This window comes from Microbacterium sp. SORGH_AS_0888 (assembly GCF_030818905.1).
Taxonomy (GTDB): domain Bacteria; phylum Actinomycetota; class Actinomycetes; order Actinomycetales; family Microbacteriaceae; genus Microbacterium.
Genome location: NZ_JAUTAZ010000001.1, coordinates 512,123 through 532,328 on the forward strand (window position 1 = coordinate 512,123; position 20,206 = coordinate 532,328).

General features: G+C 69.8%; 20 protein-coding genes and 1 pseudogene. 10 read left to right on the forward strand and 11 right to left on the reverse strand.

Features of this window, described 5'->3' with window-relative positions:
* The first annotated feature begins 65 nt into the window (after positions 1–65).
* The 6 genes from leuC to QE381_RS02515 are packed head-to-tail and all read left to right on the forward strand — an operon-like array spanning position 66 to position 6,380.
* Complete coding sequence (gene leuC, locus QE381_RS02490) at positions 66–1,514, forward strand: 3-isopropylmalate dehydratase large subunit (protein ID WP_307215199.1); 1,449 nt, start codon at positions 66–68, stop codon at positions 1,512–1,514.
* A 1-nt stretch (position 1,515) separates the two neighbouring features.
* Positions 1,516–2,127 carry a 3-isopropylmalate dehydratase small subunit gene (leuD, locus tag QE381_RS02495; protein WP_307215201.1) on the forward strand — a complete coding sequence of 204 codons (612 nt, stop codon included), beginning with the start codon at positions 1,516–1,518 and terminating at the stop codon, positions 2,125–2,127.
* A 10-nt stretch (positions 2,128–2,137) separates the two neighbouring features.
* On the forward strand, positions 2,138–3,499 hold the full coding sequence (gene murA, locus QE381_RS02500; RefSeq protein WP_307215203.1) for a UDP-N-acetylglucosamine 1-carboxyvinyltransferase: 1,362 nt from the start codon (positions 2,138–2,140) through the stop codon (positions 3,497–3,499).
* The gene (locus QE381_RS02505) at positions 3,499–4,275 is read left to right on the forward strand and encodes a 1-acyl-sn-glycerol-3-phosphate acyltransferase (RefSeq protein ID WP_307215205.1); all 777 of its coding nucleotides are present in this window, start codon (positions 3,499–3,501) and stop codon (positions 4,273–4,275) included. Before murA ends, QE381_RS02505 begins: the two co-directional genes overlap by 1 nt.
* Positions 4,259–5,395 carry an NAD(P)H-dependent glycerol-3-phosphate dehydrogenase gene (locus tag QE381_RS02510; protein ID WP_307215207.1) on the forward strand — a complete coding sequence of 379 codons (1,137 nt, stop codon included), beginning with the start codon at positions 4,259–4,261 and terminating at the stop codon, positions 5,393–5,395. Before QE381_RS02505 ends, QE381_RS02510 begins: the two co-directional genes overlap by 17 nt.
* Positions 5,295–6,380, forward strand: coding sequence for a D-alanine--D-alanine ligase family protein (locus tag QE381_RS02515; RefSeq protein ID WP_307215209.1), 1,086 nt, complete (start codon positions 5,295–5,297; stop codon positions 6,378–6,380). The genes QE381_RS02510 and QE381_RS02515 overlap by 101 nt, the downstream gene beginning before the upstream one ends.
* Position 6,381: 1 nt before the next feature.
* On the opposite strand, the gene QE381_RS02520 is transcribed toward QE381_RS02515, so the two are convergent.
* Entirely contained in the window at positions 6,382–6,867 is a 486-nt protein-coding gene (locus QE381_RS02520; protein WP_307215211.1) for a DUF3515 family protein, read from the reverse strand.
* A 102-nt stretch (positions 6,868–6,969) separates the two neighbouring features.
* Between QE381_RS02520 and thiL the strand changes: the two genes are divergently transcribed.
* Positions 6,970–7,950 (forward strand): thiamine-phosphate kinase, encoded by a 981-nt coding sequence (gene thiL, locus QE381_RS02525; RefSeq protein ID WP_307215213.1) that lies wholly within the window; start codon positions 6,970–6,972, stop codon positions 7,948–7,950.
* Here thiL and rsmD read toward each other — a convergent pair.
* From rsmD to QE381_RS02555, 6 genes and pseudogenes are all read right to left on the reverse strand, one after another.
* The gene (rsmD, locus tag QE381_RS02530) at positions 7,920–8,498 is read right to left on the reverse strand and encodes a 16S rRNA (guanine(966)-N(2))-methyltransferase RsmD (protein WP_307215215.1); all 579 of its coding nucleotides are present in this window, start codon (positions 8,496–8,498) and stop codon (positions 7,920–7,922) included. The genes thiL and rsmD overlap by 31 nt on opposite strands.
* A gap of 105 nt (positions 8,499–8,603) precedes the next feature.
* On the reverse strand, positions 8,604–9,332 hold the full coding sequence (locus QE381_RS02535) for a hypothetical protein (protein ID WP_307215217.1): 729 nt from the start codon (positions 9,330–9,332) through the stop codon (positions 8,604–8,606).
* Positions 9,329–10,225 (reverse strand): ABC transporter ATP-binding protein, encoded by an 897-nt coding sequence (locus QE381_RS02540; RefSeq protein WP_307215219.1) that lies wholly within the window; start codon positions 10,223–10,225, stop codon positions 9,329–9,331. Before QE381_RS02540 ends, QE381_RS02535 begins: the two co-directional genes overlap by 4 nt.
* A complete protein-coding gene (locus tag QE381_RS02545) occupies positions 10,222–10,584 on the reverse strand; it encodes a GntR family transcriptional regulator (RefSeq protein WP_307215221.1) in 363 nt (120 codons plus the stop codon). Before QE381_RS02545 ends, QE381_RS02540 begins: the two co-directional genes overlap by 4 nt.
* Positions 10,585–10,641: 57 nt before the next feature.
* Positions 10,642–12,535: pseudogene (locus QE381_RS02550) on the reverse strand (amylosucrase).
* A gap of 105 nt (positions 12,536–12,640) precedes the next feature.
* On the reverse strand, positions 12,641–13,216 hold the full coding sequence (locus tag QE381_RS02555) for an acetyltransferase (RefSeq protein WP_307215223.1): 576 nt from the start codon (positions 13,214–13,216) through the stop codon (positions 12,641–12,643).
* 198 nt (positions 13,217–13,414) lie between these two features.
* Between QE381_RS02555 and QE381_RS02560 the strand changes: the two genes are divergently transcribed.
* Complete coding sequence (locus tag QE381_RS02560) at positions 13,415–13,810, forward strand: ASCH domain-containing protein (RefSeq protein WP_307215225.1); 396 nt, start codon at positions 13,415–13,417, stop codon at positions 13,808–13,810.
* Positions 13,811–13,947: 137 nt separating this feature from the next.
* Here the strand turns inward: QE381_RS02560 and QE381_RS02565 are convergent, their stop codons facing one another.
* The 4 genes from QE381_RS02565 to msrA all read right to left on the reverse strand — a co-directional run bounded on the left by QE381_RS02565 (position 13,948) and on the right by msrA (position 16,795).
* A complete protein-coding gene (locus QE381_RS02565; RefSeq protein ID WP_307215227.1) occupies positions 13,948–14,490 on the reverse strand; it encodes a GNAT family N-acetyltransferase in 543 nt (180 codons plus the stop codon).
* Positions 14,491–14,531: 41 nt separating this feature from the next.
* Positions 14,532–15,584, reverse strand: a complete 1,053-nt coding sequence (locus tag QE381_RS02570) for an LLM class flavin-dependent oxidoreductase (protein ID WP_307215229.1) — start codon at positions 15,582–15,584, stop codon at positions 14,532–14,534.
* 28 nt (positions 15,585–15,612) lie between these two features.
* Entirely contained in the window at positions 15,613–16,149 is a 537-nt protein-coding gene (locus QE381_RS02575; RefSeq protein WP_307215230.1) for a hypothetical protein, read from the reverse strand.
* A gap of 91 nt (positions 16,150–16,240) precedes the next feature.
* Positions 16,241–16,795, reverse strand: a complete 555-nt coding sequence (msrA, locus tag QE381_RS02580; RefSeq protein ID WP_307215232.1) for a peptide-methionine (S)-S-oxide reductase MsrA — start codon at positions 16,793–16,795, stop codon at positions 16,241–16,243.
* Positions 16,796–17,029: 234 nt separating this feature from the next.
* On the opposite strand from msrA, the gene rpsA reads away from it, so the two are divergent.
* Together rpsA and QE381_RS02590 are read left to right on the forward strand one after the other, a co-directional pair.
* The gene (gene rpsA, locus QE381_RS02585) at positions 17,030–18,487 is read left to right on the forward strand and encodes a 30S ribosomal protein S1 (protein WP_307215234.1); all 1,458 of its coding nucleotides are present in this window, start codon (positions 17,030–17,032) and stop codon (positions 18,485–18,487) included.
* Positions 18,488–18,580: 93 nt separating this feature from the next.
* Positions 18,581–20,197: an MFS transporter gene (locus QE381_RS02590; RefSeq protein ID WP_307215236.1), complete on the forward strand. Its 1,617-nt coding sequence runs from the start codon at positions 18,581–18,583 to the stop codon at positions 20,195–20,197.
* Positions 20,198–20,206 lie beyond the last annotated feature (9 nt).

Genomic DNA, 20,206 nt, shown 5'->3' on the forward strand with positions numbered 1-20,206 from the left:
CCAAGCCTCACTCGTCGCGGAGTTCGTCGCGGGCTTGATCACCCCTTTTCCGAAGGACGACAGTCATGAGCATCTCTGCATCCGACATTCCCGAGCGCCCGCGCACGCTGGCCGAGAAGGTCTGGGACAACCACCTGGTCGTGAAAGGCGAGGACGGGCAACCCGACCTCATCTACATCGATCTCCACCTCGTGCACGAGGTCACCAGTCCGCAGGCCTTCGACGGCCTCCGTGCCGAGGGGCGCGGGCTGCGCCGACTCGACCTGACGATCGCGACCGAGGACCACAACACCCCGACGCTCGACATCGACAAGCCGATCGCCGACCTCACCAGCCGCACCCAGATCGAGACGCTGCGCCGCAACGCCGCGGAGTTCGGTGTGCGCCTCCACTCGCTGGGCGACGCGGAGCAGGGGATCGTGCACGTGGTCGGTCCGCAGCTCGGCCTCACGATGCCGGGGATCACGGTGGTCTGCGGCGACAGCCACACCTCGACCCATGGCGCCTTCGGCGCCATGGCCTTCGGGATCGGCACGAGCGAGGTCGAGCACGTCATGGCGACCCAGACGCTGCCGCTCAAGCCGTTCAAGACCATGGCCATCACGGTCGAGGGCGAGCTCAAGCCTGGGGTCACGGCGAAGGACATCATCCTCGCCGTCATCGCCAAGATCGGCACGAACGGCGGCCAGGGCTACGTTCTGGAGTACCGCGGCAGCGCGATCCGGTCCCTCTCGATGGAGGGGCGCATGACCATGTGCAACATGTCGATCGAAGCCGGTGCCCGCGCGGGCATGGTCGCCCCCGACGAGACGACCTTCGCGTACCTGGAGGGACGGCCGCATGCGCCGAAGGGCCAGGACTGGGAGGATGCCGTCGCCTACTGGCGGACGCTGCCCAGCGACGAGGGCGCCGTCTACGACGCAGAGGTGTTCCTCGACGCCGACGAGCTGGAGCCGTTCGTGACCTGGGGCACCAACCCCGGCCAGGGCGTCTCGCTGAGCGCGGCCGTCCCCTCGCCCGACGACTTCGACGACCCGAACGAGCGCGTCGCTGCCGAGCGTGCGCTGCAGTACATGGATCTCGTCCCCGGGACACCGCTGAAGGACGTCGCGGTGGACGCGGTCTTCATGGGCTCCTGCACCAACAGCCGCATCGAGGACCTCCGCGCCTTCGCGTCCATCGTGCGCGGTCGTACGAAGGCCGACGGCGTGCGCGTCATGGTGGTTCCCGGTTCCGCACGCGTGCGGCTCGAAGCGGAGGCGGAAGGCCTCGACAAGGTCTTCACCGACTTCGGTGCCGAGTGGCGTTTCGCGGGGTGCTCGATGTGCCTGGGCATGAACCCGGACCAGCTCGCCCCCGGCGAGCGGTGCGCCTCGACCTCGAACCGGAACTTCGAGGGCCGCCAGGGCAAGGGCGGACGCACGCACCTCGTGTCGCCGCTGGTCGCCGCGGCGACCGCCGTTCTCGGGCGACTGGCGAGCCCCGCCGACCTCGACGCGAAGGTGAGCGCCTGACATGGAGAAGTTCTCGACCCACACGGGTGTCGCGGTGCCGCTGCGCCGCTCCGCCGTCGACACCGACCAGATCATCCCCGCGGTCTACCTCAAGCGCGTCACCAAGACCGGCTTCGAGGACGCGCTGTTCGCGAACTGGCGGCAGGACCCGGAGTTCGTGCTGAACCAGCCCGCCTACCGCTCGGGCTCCGTGCTCATCGCCGGACCCGACTTCGGCACCGGCTCGAGCCGCGAACACGCCGTGTGGGCGCTGCGCGACTACGGCTTCCGGGTCGTGCTGAGCCCGAAGTTCGCCGACATCTTCCGCGGCAACTCCGGCAAGCAGGGCCTTCTCACCGGCGTGATCTCGGAGGCGGACCTCGAGGCGCTCTGGGCCGCCATCGACGCACAGCCGGGGATCGAGATCACGGTCGACCTCCAGACACGCGAGGCCGTCCTGGGCACGCTCCGGGTCCCTTTCGAGATCGACGATTACACTAGGTGGCGGCTCCTGGAGGGGCTCGACGACATCGGGTTGACCCTCCGGAACGAAGACGAGATCGCCGCCTACGAGGCGCGACGCGAATCATGGAAGCCACGGACCCTACCGATCCCGTCGCTCCCCGCACAGTGAGGCACTCCCTATGACACTCCTCGGCGAGACGATCAGCACGAACGGCGCGAAGCAGGAGGGGGAGATCCTCTCGATCCGGGGCGGCCAGCCGCTCTCGGGAACCGTTGAGGTGAAGGGCGCGAAGAACCTCGTCACGAAGGCGATGGTCGCCGCGCTCCTCGGCGAGGAGCCGAGCGTGCTGCGCGATGTCCCCGACATCAGCGACGTGGCGGTCGTGCGCTCGCTGCTGGAAGTGCACGGCGTGCGCGTGGACGAGGGGCCCGAGCGGGGTTCGCTGCGGCTCGACCCGCAGGACGTCGAATCGGCGCACTTCGAGGAGATCGATGCGCACGCGGGCGCCTCCCGCATCCCCATCCTGTTCTGCGGGCCCCTCCTGCATCGGCTGGGGCAGGCGTTCATCCCCGACCTCGGCGGCTGCCGCATCGGCGACCGCCCGATCGACTTCCACCTCGACGCGCTGCGCAAGTTCGGCGCGGTCGTCGAGAAGCAGCCGAGCGGCATCCGCCTCTCCGCCCCCCGCGGCCTGCACGGTGCCAACATCCACCTGCCCTACCCGAGCGTGGGTGCGACGGAGCAGGTCCTGCTCACCGCGGTCCGTGCCGCCGGCACCACCGAGCTGCGCAACGCCGCGATCGAGCCTGAGATCATGGACCTCATCGCGGTGCTGCAGAAGATGGGCGCGATCATCTCGTACGAGCCCAACCGCGTCATCCTCATCGAGGGGGTCGACAGCCTCCGCGGCTACGACCACCGCGCGATCTTCGACCGCAACGAGGCCGCCAGCTGGGCCGCCGCGGCCCTCGCGACGGACGGCGAGATCTTCGTCGGCGGCGCGAAGCAGCAGGAGATGCTCACGTTCCTCAACGTCGTGCGCAAGGTCGGCGGCGACTTCGACATCCGCGAGGACGGGATCCTGTTCCGACGCGGCGGCGAGCTGCGCGGCGTCACGGTCGAGACGGATGTGCACCCCGGCTTCATGACCGACTGGCAGCAGCCGCTCATCGTCGCCCTCACGCAGGCCCACGGACGCTCGGTCGTGCACGAGACGGTCTATGAGAACCGATTCGGCTTCACCCAGGCGCTCGTCAAGATGGGCGCGCAGATCAGCGTGTACCCGAACGGTCTGCAGGAGGGCCCGCGTCGCGTCCCGCGTCGTTCGCTCGAGCAGGCGGCGGTCATCGACGGGCCCACCCCGCTCCACGGCGCCGACATCACGGTTCCCGACCTGCGAGGCGGATACAGCCACGTCATCGCGGCTCTGACCGCCGAGGGCGAGTCCGTCGTCCGCAACATCGGCATCATCCGCCGCGGCTACGCGGACTTCCTCGACAAGCTGTCGGCGCTCGGCGCCGACTTCGACGTCATCGGCTGATGGCCCGCGCACGGCGTCGCCGCGTCGATCCGGAGAAGTCCGGCATCACGGTCTTCCGCGCGCTCGCGGGCATCGTCCTCCCGCTCGTCGGGCTGCTGGCAAAGATCGAGATCCAGGGCGAGGAGAACCTTCCCGAGGAGGGGCCCTACGTCCTCGCACCGAACCACTACAGCGAGTTCGATCCGCTCGTGGTCTGCGTGGCCCTGTGGCGGCTCGGCCGCGCACCGCGCTTCATGGCCAAGGAGAGCCTGTTCCGCATCCCCGTCGTGGGCTGGGCGCTGCGCGTGACCGGAATGGTGCCGGTGCCGCGCGCCGCGTCCTCGGTCGCCGCGAAGCACACCCTCGACACCGCTCGGCACCTCGTGGAACGCGGCGCGGGGATCACGGTCTACCCGGAGGGGACCCTCACCCGCGACCCCGATATGTGGCCCATGCGCGGCAAGACCGGTGCCGCGCGGCTCGCGATGGCCGGCGACATCCCGCTGATCCCGGCGGCGCACTGGGGCGTGCAGGAGATCATGCCGCGATACGGGAAGCTGCGTCTGTGGCCCCTGCGCAAGCGCGTCACCTTCGCCTTCGGCCCCGCGCTCGTCATCGACGAGCAGGCGCGTGAGCACCCGAACCAGACGACGGAGCAGTCTCGCGTCACGGCGCAGCTGATGGACGAGATCGCGGAGCTCCTCGCGGGCATCCGCAACGAGCCGGCGCCCGCGACGCGCTGGAACCCGAACGATCACGGGCAGAGGGAGACGGGCCGACTTGAGCCGGAGAACTGAGAGCGCGGCGCCTCGCGTCGCGGTGCTCGGCGCCGGCAGCTGGGGCACGACCTTCGGGAAGATCCTCGCCGACGGCGGTGCCCAGGTCACGATGTGGGCCCGGCGTCCGGAGCTCGCGACCGAGATCCGCACGGGCCGCCGCAACAGCAGGTATCTGCCCGGCATCAACCTCCCGCGGTCGATGACGGCGACCGCGGAGCTCGCGGCCGCGGTGGACGGTGCCGAGCAGATCTACCTCTCGATCCCGAGCCAGGCGCTGCGCCAGAACCTCAAGGGTCTCCGTGCGCTCGTCGATCGCGGCGACGCGCCCATCGTGTCGCTCATGAAGGGCGTCGAGAAGCGCACCGGGATGCGGATGAGCGAGGTCATCGAGCAGGAGCTGCGGTGCGATCCGGCGCGTATCGCCGTCGCCTCGGGCCCCAACCTCGCGCTGGAGATCGCGCAGGAGCAGCCGACGGCCGCCGTCATCGCGTCGACGAGCCTCGAGACCGCCGAGGCCGTGGCCCGGCGCGCGCGCAACCACTACTTCCGCAGCTTCGTGAACACGGATGTCATCGGCACCGAGTTCGGCGGCGTGCTCAAGAACCTCATCGCCGTCGCGATCGGCATCGTCGACGGCGTCGGCTACGGCGAGAACACGAAGGCGTCCATCATCACGCGTGGGCTGGTCGAGATGACCGATTTCGCGGTCGCCAACGGCGCGCAGCCCGAGACGTTGCAGGGTCTGGCGGGCCTCGGCGATCTGATCGCGACGTGTCAGTCGCCGCTCAGCCGCAACAACACGGCGGGGCGTCTGCTCGGTCAGGGATACAGCTTCCAGGACGTCGTGGACAACATGCAGCAGACGGCCGAGGGACTCGCCTCGGTGGGCCCGATCCTGCAGCTCGCGCGCACCGCCGGCATCGAGATGCCGATCGTGGAACAGGTCAAGCGGGTGCTCGACGGCACGATGGACCCCCGCGAGATCGCGCCGCACCTGACGACCGATGACGACACCCCCCAGGGGGAGAGGACACAGCATGGACAAGCCGGCAGTGGTGGTGCTCTTCGGCGGGCGCTCCAGCGAGCACTCGATCAGCTCCGCCACGGCGGGCGGGGTGCTGAGGGCCATCGACCGTGACCGCTTCCGGGTGATCCCGGTCGGCATCACCCGCGACGGCGCGTTCGTCCTGGAGGAGGACGACCCGGCGAAGTTCACGCTCGACCCGCACCGTCTCCCGGAGGTCGTCGACAACGGCACACGCGTGCTCTGGCCCGAGTCGGCGGTGACGCGTGAGCTGCGTGTGCGCGATGCGTCGGGCGAGCGGTCGCTCGGCGATGTCGACGTCGTGTTCCCCATCCTCCATGGGCGCTTCGGCGAGGACGGCACGATCCAGGGGATGCTCGAGCTGCTCGGGCTTCCCTACGTCGGCGCCGGCGTGCTCATGTCCGCGATCGGCATGGACAAGCACGCGACCAAGAGCGTCCTGAAGGCCGCGGACGTGCCCGTGGTGCCGTGGGTCACCCTGACGCGCGACGCGCTCGAGCGTGACCGCGACCTCTGGGAGCGCCGCGTCCGTGCCCTCGGGCTGCCGGTCTTCGTGAAGCCCGCCCGTGCCGGCTCGAGCGTCGGCGTCTCCAGGGTGGACGACCTCGCCGAGCTCGACGCGGCGCTGGAGGTGGCGTTCGCCGAGGACTCCTCGGTGCTGGTCGAGCAGGCGGTCACGGGGCGCGAGGTCGAGTGCGGCGTGCTGCCGGGCCACGCGGGCGCACCGCCGCGCGTGAGCGTCGCCGGAGAGATCGTCATCACGGGACGCCGGTTCTACGACTTCGAGGCGAAGTACCTGGATGCACCCGGTGTGGAGCTCGTGTGCCCGGCGGAGCTGGGCGACGGCGAGCTCGCCGAGATGCAGCGGATCGCGGCGCGCGCGTTCGAGGCGCTCGGCGGCGAAGGTCTCGCGCGCGTCGACTTCTTCTTCACCGGAACCCGGTTCTACGTCAACGAGGTCAACACGATGCCCGGCTTCACGCCGATCTCGATGTTCCCGAAGTGCTGGATCGCCTCCGGGATGACCTATCCCCAGCTGGTGTCGGAGCTCATCGACACGGCGCTCGCGACGCGCTGAGTCAGGCGGTCGGCCCGGGGGTGGCTCCCGGTCGCGCCGTGCACTCGCCGTCCTTCGGCAGCTTGCTCACGAGCGATGACAGCGCGTCGAGCGCGCTGAACGCCGAGACCTTGTCGTAGTCGACGTACACCTCGACGGCCGGGGTCCGCCCGAAGGTGGTGAACCGATAGTGCGGGGCCTCGCTGTCGTCGATCAGCCAGTCGATCCCGTCGACCGTCTGGCAGGGCAGCTCGGATGCCGCCGGCACGGCGACGCCGCAGGAGACGATGATCGTCGTCTCGCCGTCGCCCCACGCACCCGTGGCCTGCGCATCCGTCCACCGGCGGGGCTGACCGTCGAGAGTCCCCGGCAGGTAGGCGGTGACCTGCGCGCACAGCGGATCGTTCGCATCCGTGGGCGTGGGGAGGGACACCGTGGTGGAACAGCCGGTCACCGCGACCGCGGCGGTGAGGAGCACGGCGAAGACGCCGACACGCGAGCGGGACACCCCTTCAGGCTAACCCGCGCCGCGGCCCGATCCGTCACATGCCCCGTCGACCGGCTGCGCGGCGACGACGGGAAGGCGCACGGGCCGGGATAGCGTAGGGGAGTGCAGGAGCGAACCGTGGGCGAGGCCGGTGAGGCCGAGGTCCTCCGAATCGTCCTGGCGGGCGTCGGCCCGAGCCGAGCGGAGGTGGGGCCGGGTGACGACGCGGCGGTGATCGCTCTGCCCACGGATCGTCTCGTCGCGACGACCGACACGCTGGTCCACGGGCCGGACTTCCGGCTCGCCTGGTCCAGCGGCCGCGATCTCGGCTGGAAGGCGGCGGCGGTCAACCTTGCGGACGTCGCCGCGATGGGCGCGCGCCCCGTCGCTCTCCTCGTCGCGCTCGCGATGCCCGATGACACACCGCTCGGCTTCGTGGCCGACCTCGCCGAGGGCCTGCGCGATGCGTGTGCGGCCCTCGCGCCGATGTGCGCCGTCGAGGGGGGCGATCTCACCGCATCCGACACCCTCACGATCGCGGTCACGGCGCTCGGGGCGCTCGACCGTCCCGCCGTTCGCCGCTCCGGAGCCCGCATCGGGGACACGGTCGCGCTCGCGGGGGAGGCGGGCCCCGCCGCCCGCGGGCTCCGGCTGCTCTTCGACCGCTTCCGGGACGCGGCGGGGACGCCGGTCCCGATCGATCTCACCACGCTCACGGAGGCCGAGCGGGCGGATGTCGCCCGACAGCTCCGGCCGCATCCGCCCATCGACGCGGGGCCGCGCGCAGCCGCCGCAGGGGCGACCGCCATGATGGACGTCTCCGACGGCCTCGTGCTCGACGCCACGCGTCTGGCCGACGCCTCCGCCGTCACCCTCTCGCTGGAGACGGAAGCGCTGGGGCCAGATCCGGATGTCGCACTCGCGGGCGGCGAGGACCACGGCCTGCTCGCGACGTTCGCACCCGGGGCGGTGCTGCCGGTGGGCTTCCGGCGGATCGGCGCCGTCCGCGTGCGCGGCGCGGACGCGGTGATCGTCGATGGCAGGCCGTACCGCGGACGCGGCGGCTGGGACCCCTACTCGGACTGGGACGCTGTGAGGGGCTGAGCCCACCACACGATCGTGTCTCCGTAGACGCGCTCCCGCACGGGTTCGAGCGCGGCATCCTCCCACGCCGGCTCGAGAGAGCGCCGGGCGCGCTCCACGACCACGAGCGCATCGATGCTCAGCGCCGGCCGGAGCAGCGCCAGGTCGGCGAGCATGTCGGCGTCCGCAAGATCGTAGGGCGGATCGGTGAACACCAGGTCGTATTCGCCCGGAGTCGCGCGTGCGAGGAAGGCCTGCACGGCGCCGCGATGGACGCGCGCTCGGGTGCCCAGCGACGAGGCGAGGCGTGCGGCGTTGCGCTCGGCGACCCGGGCCGCGTCGGCGGACCGCTCCACGAGGTCCGCGGACGCAGCCCCGCGGCTCAGCGCCTCGAGGCCGAGCGCGCCCGAGCCGGCGTAGAGGTCGAGCACGCGCGCCCCATCGATCGCGTCCGCAGACTCGAGTGCCCCGAACATGGACTCCCGCACCCGGTCGCTCGTGGGACGGGTGCCGCGTGCGGGGACGTCGAGTCGGATGCCGCCGGCGCGGCCCGAGATGATCCGGGTCACCGCCTCAGCGTACGCGAATCGGGCTCGGGCGACGTCCGTCCCGCACGGGCGCGGCGGCCGTGCCGCTTCGGAGGGCCCTGGCCATGCCCGCGCGGCGGCGCCCGTTCAACGCACCGTCGCGCGGCGGAGGAACGTGTACTGGCCGACGAGCGCGATCGCGATCATGACGACGGCTGCGACGACCAGCCACCACAACCGGAAGTGCGGCAGGAGCGGCACGAGTGCGATCACCACGAGTCCGAGCACGATGATCGCGCCCGCGGCGAGGGCCAGGGGTCCCCGTGCGCCCACGCGCACCCAGGACGCGGCCATCGCGCCGCCGACGGAGAGCACGAGGAGCGTGCCGAGGAAGGTCGTGAGCGCGAGGCGGAACGGGTCACCGTCACCGAGCAGGTAGACATCCGTCACGTAGACGCCGACGAACCAGTGGTCGGTCGCGAGCTCGAGCCCCAGGAGGACGAGCATCATGACCGCGACGTAGAGCGAGATCGCGATGTGCGTGAGGATCGTGCCGGTGACGAACGTGCGGCGAGTGCTGCCCAGCGAGAGCGCGAGCGGAAAGGTCAGCGAGACCGTCTGCACGCCGATCCAGCCGAAGAAGCCGGGGAGCGACCACACCACGGCCGGGTTGTTCCGGCTGTTCGCGGCCCACTCGGCACTGCCGGGCACAGATCCCATGCGCCACAGGATCACGCAGACGATCGCCGTGACGACGAAGGCGATGCCCATGATCGCCGGCGGGGTGGCCAGCAGCATGACGCGCTGCGCGAAGTGCAGGCGCACGACGTCGCGAGCCGTCGCGTGGGTGGTGCGCTCCAGCGTCTGCGTGGTCATGACAGTGTCCCTTCGAGGTTCTCGGTGGCGACGCCGTAGGCGGCGACGAGGTCTTGCAGCGTGGCCGGCGTGATCTGGATCCCGGCTCGCGCGGCATCGGTCCGGAGTGCGGGGTCGTCCGCGGTCTCGAGGACGATCGAGCTGAGCGCGCCGACGACGCGGCGCTGCAGGATGCGACGGCCCGCCGCGAAGGCGGTGACGGCGTCCGTCGGACCGCTGACCGTCACGGCGCTCCCGCGGAGCTCGTCGGCGGGGGCCGTGCGCACGACCCGACCGCCGTCGAGGATCACGACGTGCTCGAGCAGCGGCTCCATCTCGTCGATCAGGTGCGTCGAGACGAGGATCGTGCGGGGATGGTCCAGGAAGTCCTGCATCAGAGTGTCGTAGAAGAAGGTTCGCGCGGTCGCATCCAGTCCGAGGTACGGCTCGTCGAAGATCGTGAGGGGGGCCCGCGACGCGAGCCCCAGCGTGATGCCGACCGACGAGAGCTGGCCGCGGGAGAGCTTCTTGATGGCGGTCTTGCGGGGCAGCCGGAAGCCGGCGACGAGGGCATCCGCGGTCTCGGCGCTCCAGCCGGGGTGGAAGTGCGGCGCGACCTCGAGCACCTGCCGGAGGGTGAAGTCGTCGGGATAGCGCTGGTTGTCACGCACGAAGCTGATGGCCGACATCGTCACGGCATGCTCGAACGGGTCGTGTCCCAGGACCTCCACCGTGCCCGTCGTCGGCCGGTCTTGACCGGCGATGAGCGACATCAGCGTGGTCTTGCCGGCGCCGTTGCGGCCGAGCAGGCCGGTGATGGCGTGGGCGTGGAGGTCGAGGGTGACGTCCTCGAGGCCGGACACGGTGCCGAAGCGGCGGGTCACCCCGGAGAGGCGGACGGCGGGCTCGGTCATGATCGTTCCCCTTCCTGATCGATGATGCGGTGGATGTCGGCGAGCTCGAGTCCGAGGGAGCGCGCCTCTGTCAGCAGCGGAACGACGAAGTCGGCGCGGAAGGAGGCTGTGCGCTCGTCGCGCAACCGCTGGCGCGCCCCGTCGCTGACGAACATCCCGAGTCCGCGCCGCTTGTGGAGGATGTCGCGGTCGACCAGCAGCCCGAGCCCCTTGCCGACCGTGGCCGGATTGATGCGGTGGAACGCCGAGAGCTCGTTCGTCGAGGGCACCTGCGTGCCTTCCGCATACGTGCCCGCGAGGATGCCGTCGGCGATGCTCTCCGCGATCTGCACGAAGATCGGCCGGCCGTCGTCGAGCATCGACACCTCCTAGGTTCACTACTTGAGTAATGAACCTAGGAGGTCATGGACGCGATGTCAAGCGCGCGGAGTCACCCGCAGCCAGACGGTGCCGAGCGGTGGCAGAGCGAGCCCGCCGCTCAGGTCGCTTTCCTCACGCTCGATGAGGTCCCAGGCGACGCTCTCGAATCCCGAGAGCGTGAGCGGGTCGATCGTCACGGCGGACTCGCCCACGTTCGCCAGCACGAGCACGCGCGATGCCTCTCCGGGCCGCTGGAAACCGACGACCGCGTCGTGGGGGGTGTGGAACGGGAGCAGCACGTTGCCCGCGAGCTCCGGCGCCTCCTGACGCGCGGCGATGAGGGCGCGCAGCCGTGAGTGCACGCGACCCGCCACCGTGCCCGGATCGTCACGATCGGCGTAGCGGGCGACGTCGCGCTCACCGCGGTGGACCCATCTGCTGTCGTCGCGCCGGGCCTCGTCATCGACATAGGAGTAGTCGTTGAGCTGCGCCACCTCGTCGCCGAGGTAGAGCAGCGGGATGCCGCCGGTCGAGAGCGCGAGCGCGTAGGCCAGGATCACGCGTTCCTCGCCCGCCGCTGAGCCCGACTCGATCCCCGCGAGCGACGCGGTCGTGCCCGTCACACGCGCGTCACCCGTGTCGGGATTCTCCTGGAACGCCACCCCTCGGGCGAAGCTGCCCTCGTGGCGTCCGGTGTAGAAGCTGTTGAGGAACCGGCGATGCGCGTAGCCGTCGATCCCCAGCTCCGCGGCATCCTCGTCGGCGAAGGTCCAGCCGATGTCGTCGTGCGAGCGGACGTAGTTCACCCAGGCCGTTCCCGCCGGGAGCGCGTGTCGGCGATCGAGGGCTTGCTGCAGCAGCCGACCGTCGCGCGTCGCGAGCGCCTCCCAGGTCAGGGCCATCTGCAGGGGGTTGTAGGAGAGCTCGCACTCCTCCGGCGAGATGTAGCTGACGACCTCGTCCGGATGGACGATGGCCTCCGATTTGAACAGCATGCCGGGAGCGGCCATGGCGAGCACGGCGTGGAACGCCCGCAACAGCAGATGCGCCTCCGGCAGCGACTCGCAGGAGGTGCCGAGCCGCTTCCAGACGAAGGCGACGGCATCCATGCGCAGCACCTCGATGCCCTGGTTGGCGAGGAAGAGCATCTCGCCCGCCATGGCGCGGAAGACCGCGGGGTTCGCATAGTTGAGATCCCACTGGTAATGGTAGAACGTCGACCAGATCCAGCGTCCGTCGGGCAGCTGCACGAACGAGCCGCGATGATCGTCGGGGAAGATCTCGCGCGTCGTTCGCTCGTAGGCGTCCGGCATCTCACGGTCGGGGAAGATCAGGTAGAAGTCGGCGAAGTCCGGATCGCCGGAGACCGCCTTTCGCGCCCACTCGTGCTCGTTGCTCGTGTGGTTGAAGATGAAGTCGACGACGGGGGAGATGCCGGCGAGCCGCAGCTCGGCCGCGAGCTCCGACAGCTCCTCCATCGTCCCCAGCTCGGGGCGCACGCGGCGATAGCTCGACACGGCGTAACCGCCGTCGTTCTCGCCGTCCGGCGCGTCGAACAGGGGCATGAGGTGCAGGTACGTGAGCCCGAGGTCACGCAAGTAGGGGATCTGCTCCCGGAGGCCGGCGACGTCCCCGGCGTACCGGTCGACGTAGCAGACGCCACCGAGCATCCGCTCGGACTGGAACCAGTCCGGTCGCGCCTCGCGCTGGGCATCGTGAACCTTGAGGTCGAGGGGGCGCGCGTTCCACGAGCGGGATGCGGCGGCCACCGTCGCGGGCGAGCTGCTCCTGTCCGTCCGCACGCTCGCCGTACAGCTGCGAGAACAGCTCGTGCAAGCGGGGGAACTGGGCATCGAATCGCCGGCGGAAGGCGTCGTCGACGCGTCCGCTCGTGGCGCAGGCCGACAGGGCGGCCGCGCGATCGGCGTCGAGGGTCGTCAGTGCGGTCAAGGCGGCTCCTTCTCCCGATTCACCCTATGGGCGCTCGCGCGGTTCGGACGGGAGGCTACGCCGGGGGGGCGGATGCGCTGCCCCTCGACGGAGTCACTGCTCGTCTCACGTGTCCGCGGATCCTCCGCGCACCTCGCGCGCGTACGGCGTCGGCGTCGTCGCGACGATCCCGAGGCGCGACCACCAGTGGGCGGCTTCAGCTCGTGAAGGCGGCGCACTGAGCCTCAGATGGAGCAATGGATACGGCCGACCGGCCTCGTCGGTCTCGCTGCGAGCGACGACCTCGAATCCATAGCGAGCGTAGAAGCCTGCGGCCGTGACGTTCTGCTCGTTGACATCGACCTGGGTGACGCCGTGTTCCCTGATCGCATGGATGAGAAGCGCGCTGCCGATTCCGCCGTTGCGTTGCGTCGCATCGACGAAGAGCATCTCCAGAGCCCCGTCGAGCACGCCCGAGAATCCCACTGGTCGACCACCACGCTCCGCGACGGAGAGCACGACTGCCGGAAAGTAGTCGGACTGCAGTCTGGCTTCGATCTCGTCCCGATCCTCTTCCGCAAGGAAGTCGTGCGTCGCATCCACCGCCCGGCGCCAGATCCCGGCCAGCGCCGGATACTCCTCAGCTCCGACCGAGGGACGGATGCTCAGAACGGGCATGATCGGCTCTTTCCGCGGGGGCATCCGCCCATTCTCCCAGCGAGCACGACGACGCGCGAAGAAGCCGCCGTCGCCCGTCCCGCGATGCCGCCGCGTGGCGGGCCGGCTCGTCCGGATATCGTGTCGCGATGAGCGTCGACGAATCGATCGTGTCCTTCTGGGCCTCCTGCCGCGCGGCGGTCGACGGGCTTCCCGAGTCGGTTCCCGCCGCGTGGGCGTTCGGTGCCGGTGAAGAACAGGCTGACCTGCTCCTCGAGCTGGTCCTCGGCGACCGGCACGGCAACGGCGTCATCGCTGTGGGACTACGAGGCCGAGGGAGAGGCGTTGCCCGCCGAAGGCGACCACAGCATCGTGCTCGATGGCCGCGGCGCGCCGCGCGCCATCATTCAGACCCTCTCCGTCGCCGTCGTTCCTTTCGATGAGGTGACGGAGGCGCACGCTCGCGCGGAAGGCGAAGGAGACCGCTCACTGACGCACCGGCGGGAGGCTCACGAACGCTTCTGGCGGACGCACTCCCGCAGTCCGCGTGGATTCGACGTCAAACTGCCTGTGGTGTGCGAGGGGTTCCGGCTGGTGCACGTCATCCCTGCCGGCGTGCGCCCCGCCCGATCCGCATGAGTCCGATGACGCGTCGGACGGAAGCCGTCACATTGTTCGGCGCCCGACCCAGCGAGCGGGCGACGCACGTCGCGAACGACTCGACCACCCGCAGGTCGAACGCGACCCCCAGCCGGCTCGGAACGGCATGCTCGGGCCTACTCGTGCAGAATGCGCTGATAGAGATTGTGGTCCTGCCACTCTCCGGCGATCTGTAGGTACTGAGGTGCCATTCCGATCTGATGGAAGCCGTTTTTGAGGAGCACCCGCTGGGAGGCGGCGTTGTGCACCAAAGTGCTGGCCTCTATGCGGTGCAGACCGAGCTTGTCGCGCGCTTCCTCCACGATTGCACGAACAGTCGCACCTGCGAGGCCTCTGCCCAGGTGATTCCTGTCGACCCAATAGCCGAGACCTGCGCTCTGGAAGGGACCCCGAGTGATTCCCGCGAGATTGAAGCGGCCGATAATCTCGTTGCCGCTCACAAGCACGAGAGGGAAGCCCTCGTCGGATCTCGTGGCAATGAGTCGGCGTTCGATGTCTTCCCGTTGAAAACGCTCCGTGAAGAACTCCGCTGGGCGAGTAGGTTCCCATGGAGCGAGGTGCTCCCGATTGCGCTGATAGGCCTCTGTCAGCTTTATCGCATCCTCCACTAGGAGGATACGCAGCTCTACGTCTGGAGCGATCACCTGGCGTTCAAACACCGGTTGATGCTATCCGTCGTGTTCGCCGGAGCTGTATGAGCTTAGATCGCGTCTCCCTGCACCGGAGCTTCCCAGTTCGGCTTCCAACCCAGCGAGGGGGCGACGTACTTCGCGAACGACTCGACCACCCGCAGGTTGAACGCGACCCCCAGCTGGCTCGGGATCGTGAGCATGAGCGTGTCGGCGGAGGCGATCGCCGCGTCCTGCAACAGCTGTTCGACCAGCACGTCCGGCTCCGCCGCGTAGGTCTTGCCGAAGGTGGCCCGGCCGCCATCGATGTATCCGATGCCGCCCTCCTCCTGGCTGCGACCGAAGTACATCGCGTCCTCCGACGTCGTGATCGGGAAGACGCTCCGGCTCACGGAAACCCGCGGCGTGCCCGGGTGCCCGGCGTCACGCCATGCGGCGCGGAACGCATCGATCTGCTCTGCCTGGAGGAGATCGAAGGCCTCGCCGGTGGCCTCGGTGAGCAACGTCGACGACATGAGGTTCACGCCCGTCCGGCCCGCCCATTCGGCGGTCTGCCGGGTGCCGGCGCCCCACCACACGCGCGAGCGCAGGCCGGGCGACTGCGGCTCGATCTGCTGCCCGCCGGTGCCGCCTCCGAAAGGACTCTGCGGGTCGCGCTGCGCGAGCGGTTCACCGTCGATCGCACGGAGGAACAGCTCGAAGTGGTCGCGGGCGATATCGGCGCCGCGCGGATCGCCCGATCCGGTGTAGCCGAACACCTCATAGCCGCGCACGACGGACTCGGGTGACCCGCGGCTCACGCCGAGGGCGAGCCGGCCGTCGCTGATGAGGTCGACCGCCGCGGCTTCCTCGGCGAGGTACAGCGGGTTCTCGTACCGCATGTCGATGACGCCGGTGCCCATCTCGATGCGTGACGTGCGAGCCGCGATCGCCGCCAGCAGCGGCATGGGCGACGACTGCTGCCGCGCGAAGTGGTGAACGCGGAAGTAGATCCCGTTCGCACCCAACTCGTCCATGCCCTGCGCCAGGTCGATCGCCTGGTGCATCGAGTCGCCCGCCGTGAGGACCCGGCCCCCGCCGAGGGGGCCGTAGTGACCGAAGGACAGAGTTCCGAATCGTTGCATGCCCGTCACAACGAAGCGCGCGAAGAAATCATTCCACCGAATGGATATCGTCGGCGCCGGACGGACGGTCCTCCGACGGAGCGGGCGGCGCCGGGATCACACTCGGGGGAGTGCTCTCGGAGCCGCCGGGCGCGGGGGACGCCCCGTTCCCGTCGGTGGGCTCCGGCGACGGCGTCGGCGAAGGGGTCGGACTCGGCGAGGTCGGATCCGGCGACGGCGTGGGGGTCGAAGGCGGGGGGACCTGCTGCGCCGGCTCCGACGTGCCGCGCCCGTCCGACCCGGACTCGGGCGCGTCCGAGGAGGTGTGATCGGAGCCGCCGGATCGCGGCACCCAGGGCGCGACAGGCGGCTCGCTCGGCACCGGCGCGTTCTCGTAGCCGAGGAACCGCTTCACGGTCGCTTCCTGGTCATCGAGCGCGACGCCGGGCAGATGTGCCGCGGTCTCCTCGATCGCCGACGCCTCGCCTGTCGCCGCTGGTCGCGGCATCGTGGTGAGCACGGCACCGACCACCGCGGTCGCCGCTGCCGCGCCCACAAGGGCGAGCAGGATCAGACGGACGCGCACAGGTCTCCTCGTCATTGTTCGCCAGGCCTCGGGACGGCCCGACGACGTGTCGGATCGGACTCCGCCATCCTCTCGGTCGGCGCGGCCCGCGTCAAGACGCGGGACCTGCAGCCTCTTCCCGCCGCGGCAGCACCCATCCCGCGCGCGGGAAGTGACAGGTGTAGCCGTTCGGGATCCGCTGGAGATAGTCCTGATGCTCGGGCTCGGCCTCCCAGAACGGCCCGGCGGCCTCGATCTGCGTCACCGCCGGCCCCGGCCACAGCCCGGACGCGTCGACATCCGCGATCGTCTCGCGAGCGACACGCTCCTGCTCCGGGGAGAGCGGGAAGATGGCGGAGCGATAGCTCGTGCCGATGTCATTGCCCTGACGGTCGCGCGTCGACGGATCGTGGATCTGGAAGAAGAACGCGAGGATGTCTCGATAGGTCGTCCGCGTCGGGTCGAACACGATCTCGACCGCCTCCGCATGCCCGGGGTGGTTGCGGTAGGTGGCGTGAGCGTTCTGCCCGCCGGTGTAGCCCACGCGGGTGCTGAGCACGCCCGGCTGTGCGCGGATGAGCTCCTGCATGCCCCAGAAGCAGCCGCCGGCCAGGACCGCGGTCTCGGCTCCCGGACGCGTCGTGATGTCTCCGGTGTCGTTGGTCATGTCACCATCATCCCCCGAGCGCCGGGCGATGGGGTCGAAATCCGCCCTCGGAGGACGGCCCCGCTCTGATAGCATGGAATGTCACTCTTGTGGTAGGCCTTCCGAGGTTCGCCGACTGTGACGCCGTATGAACGATCCGCCTTCGCCTCGATCGTCGCGTGCGCTTCTCTGGAAACGCAGACGCCCGTGCGTGTCGAGGCCCGAACATCCAACCCAACAAGGACAACCCACTACATGACTACCGCAACGACCGCCCCGGCCACCAAGCAGGTCGCCATCAACGACATCGGATCTGCTGAGGATTTCCTGGCCGCGGTCGAGAAGACTCTGAAGTTCTTCAACGACGGCGACCTCATCGAAGGCACCGTGGTGAAGATCGACCGCGACGAGGTCCTCCTCGACGTCGGCTACAAGACCGAGGGCGTCATCCCCTCGCGTGAGCTTTCCATCAAGCACGACGTCGACCCGAACGAGGTCGTCAAGGTCGGCGACGAGGTCGAGGCCCTGGTTCTCCAGAAGGAGGACAAGGAAGGGCGCCTCATCCTCTCCAAGAAGCGGGCTCAGTACGAGCGCGCGTGGGGCGACGTCGAGAAGATCAAGGAGAACGACGGTGTCGTCACCGGCTCCGTGATCGAGGTCGTCAAGGGTGGTCTGATCGTCGACATCGGCCTGCGCGGCTTCCTGCCGGCGTCGCTCATCGAGCTCCGCCGCGTCCGCGACCTGACGCCGTACCTCGGCCAGGAGATCGAGGCGAAGATCCTCGAGCTCGACAAGAACCGCAACAACGTGGTCCTCTCGCGCCGCGCCCTGCTCGAGCAGACGCAGTCCGAGTCGCGCTCGAACTTCCTCAACAACCTGCACAAGGGCCAGGTCCGCAAGGGCACGGTCTCCTCGATCGTCAACTTCGGCGCGTTCGTCGACCTGGGCGGCGTGGACGGCCTCGTGCACGTCTCCGAGCTCTCCTGGAAGCACATCGAGCACGCCTCCGAGGTCGTCGAGGTGGGCCAGGAGGTCACCGTCGAGATCCTCGAGGTCGACCTCGACCGCGAGCGCGTGTCGCTCTCGCTCAAGGCGACGCAGGAGGACCCGTGGCAGGTCTTCGCCCGTACCCACGCGATCGGTCAGATCGCACCGGGCAAGGTCACCAAGCTCGTGCCGTTCGGTGCCTTCGTGCGTGTCGCGGACGGCATCGAGGGCCTCGTGCACATCTCGGAGCTGTCCGGGAAGCACGTCGAGCTCGCCGAGCAGGTCGTGTCGGTGGGCGAAGAGGTCTTCGTCAAGGTCATCGACATCGATCTCGAGCGTCGCCGCATCTCGCTGTCCCTCAAGCAGGCCAACGAGGCCGTCGACATCAACGGCACCGAGTTCGACCCGGCCCTCTACGGCATGGTCACCGAGTACGACGAGAACGGGGAGTACAAGTACCCCGAGGGCTTCGACCCGGAGACCAACGCCTGGAAGGAAGGCTTCGACGAGCAGCGCATCGCCTGGGAGGCCGAGTACGCGGCCGCGCAGGCTCGCTGGGAGGCGCACAAGGCGCAGGTCGCCAAGGCCCTCGAGGCCGAGGCGCAGAGCATCGGGGACGCAGCCGTGGGCGGCGCCTCGACCTACTCGAGCGAGTCGTCGCCGGCCGGCACGCTGGCCGACGACGAGGCTCTCGCGGCGCTGCGCGAGAAGCTCTCGGGTCGCTGAGCAACAGTCTGATCGTGAGCGGGTCGGGACCTTCGGGTTCCGGCCCGCTCGCCGTTACGGTGGGGGCATGACCGGTTCGGAGCAGGGGGCGCCGTGAGCGACGGTCCGCGGCGCCCCCTGCTCGTCCTCGGCGCACTGGTCCTCGCCGCACTCGTCTGCAACATCAACCTCGCGGCGGCCAACATCGCCCTCCCCGAGGTGGGCGACGCGTTCGGCGCCGGACAGACCACCCTCAATCTCGTCGCTCTGGGCTGTTCGCTCGGACTCGCGATGTCGGTGCTGTACCTGGGGGCGATCGCGGACCGCTACGGCCGCAAGCAGCTGCTGATGCTGGGGCTCGGGCTGACCATCGTCGCCAGCATCGCCTCCGCGTTCGCCCCCTCGGTCGAGGCGCTCATCGCCGCCCGCGTCTTCACTGGGGTCGCCGCAGGCATGGCATACCCGACGACCCTCTCCCTCATCACCGCGCTGTGGGCACAGGGCCCGGCCCGGACGAAGGCGATCGCCCTCTGGTCCAGCGTCAGCGCGACGGCCACGGTAGCCGGCTCCGTCGCGGCCGGCCTCCTGCTCGAGGTCCTCTGGTGGGGCTCCGCCTTCCTTCTCGCTGCGCCGCTGGCCGCGGTGGGACTCGTGCTGGTCGCCGTCGTCGTTCCCAGTCATGTCGCGGAGTCGAACGATCCGGTCGACCATGTCGGAGGCGCCCTGTCGGCGATCGCCGTCGCGGCCCTGGTGTTCGGCGTCGGCGTGTTCGCGGCACCGGACCAGCTCGTGCCGGGTCTCGTATCGCTCGGTGCCGCCGTCGTCCTGGTCATCGCCTTCGTCTGGCGCCAGCGCACCGCTCGCTATCCGCTCTACGACCTGGCCGTCGCGGGCCGACGCCTGTTCTGGGTTCCGGCCGTCGCGGGCATGATCGTGTTCGGCTCCCTCATGGGAGCGATGTTCATCGGGCAGCAGTTCCTGCAGAACGTCCTGGGGTACGACACCCTCGAGGCGGGCCTCGCGGTGGTCCCCGCCGCGCTCGGACTGCTGCTCGTCGCCCCCGTCTCGGCGCGTCTCCTCGTCGCCCGCGGCACCCGCTTCACCATGCTCACCGGCTACCTGGTCGTGCTCGCCGGATTCATCACCACGCTGTTCTGGCGCGAACAGACGCCCTACTGGCTCATCGGAGTCGGCTTCTTCGTCATCGGCGGCGGCGCGGCCTTCGCCATGACTCCCGCGTCGCGCTCTTTGACGGACGCGACGCCGGTGCGGCGCGTGGGGATGGCATCCGCGACATCCGACCTGCAGCGAGACCTGGGCGGCTCGATCATGCAGGCGCTGCTCGGTGCGATCCTCACCGCCGGGTTCGCGCACGCGTTCTCGCAGGCCATCGCCGCGTCGGGCAAGGCGTCGGAGATCTCGGACGAGGTGGTGCGCGCGCTGCAGGCGTCCTTCGCGTCCGCCCTCGGCGTCGCCGAGCGGTACCCGCAGGAGCGCGACGCGATCCTGCACGCCGCACAGGAGAGCCTCGTCGCCGGGGCGGCGGGCGCGTACATCGTCGGCGCCGTCGCCATCGCGGTCGGCGCGGCGCTCGTCGCCGTGCTGCTGCCGGGTCATGCGCGGGAGCAGGCGCTCATCTCCGGCTATCTCGCGGCGGAGACTACCGAGACTGTCCCCCTTTCGGGGGACCTCCCCACGATTCACCGCCTTCGACAGCGTGGGGGACGATAACGTCGGCGT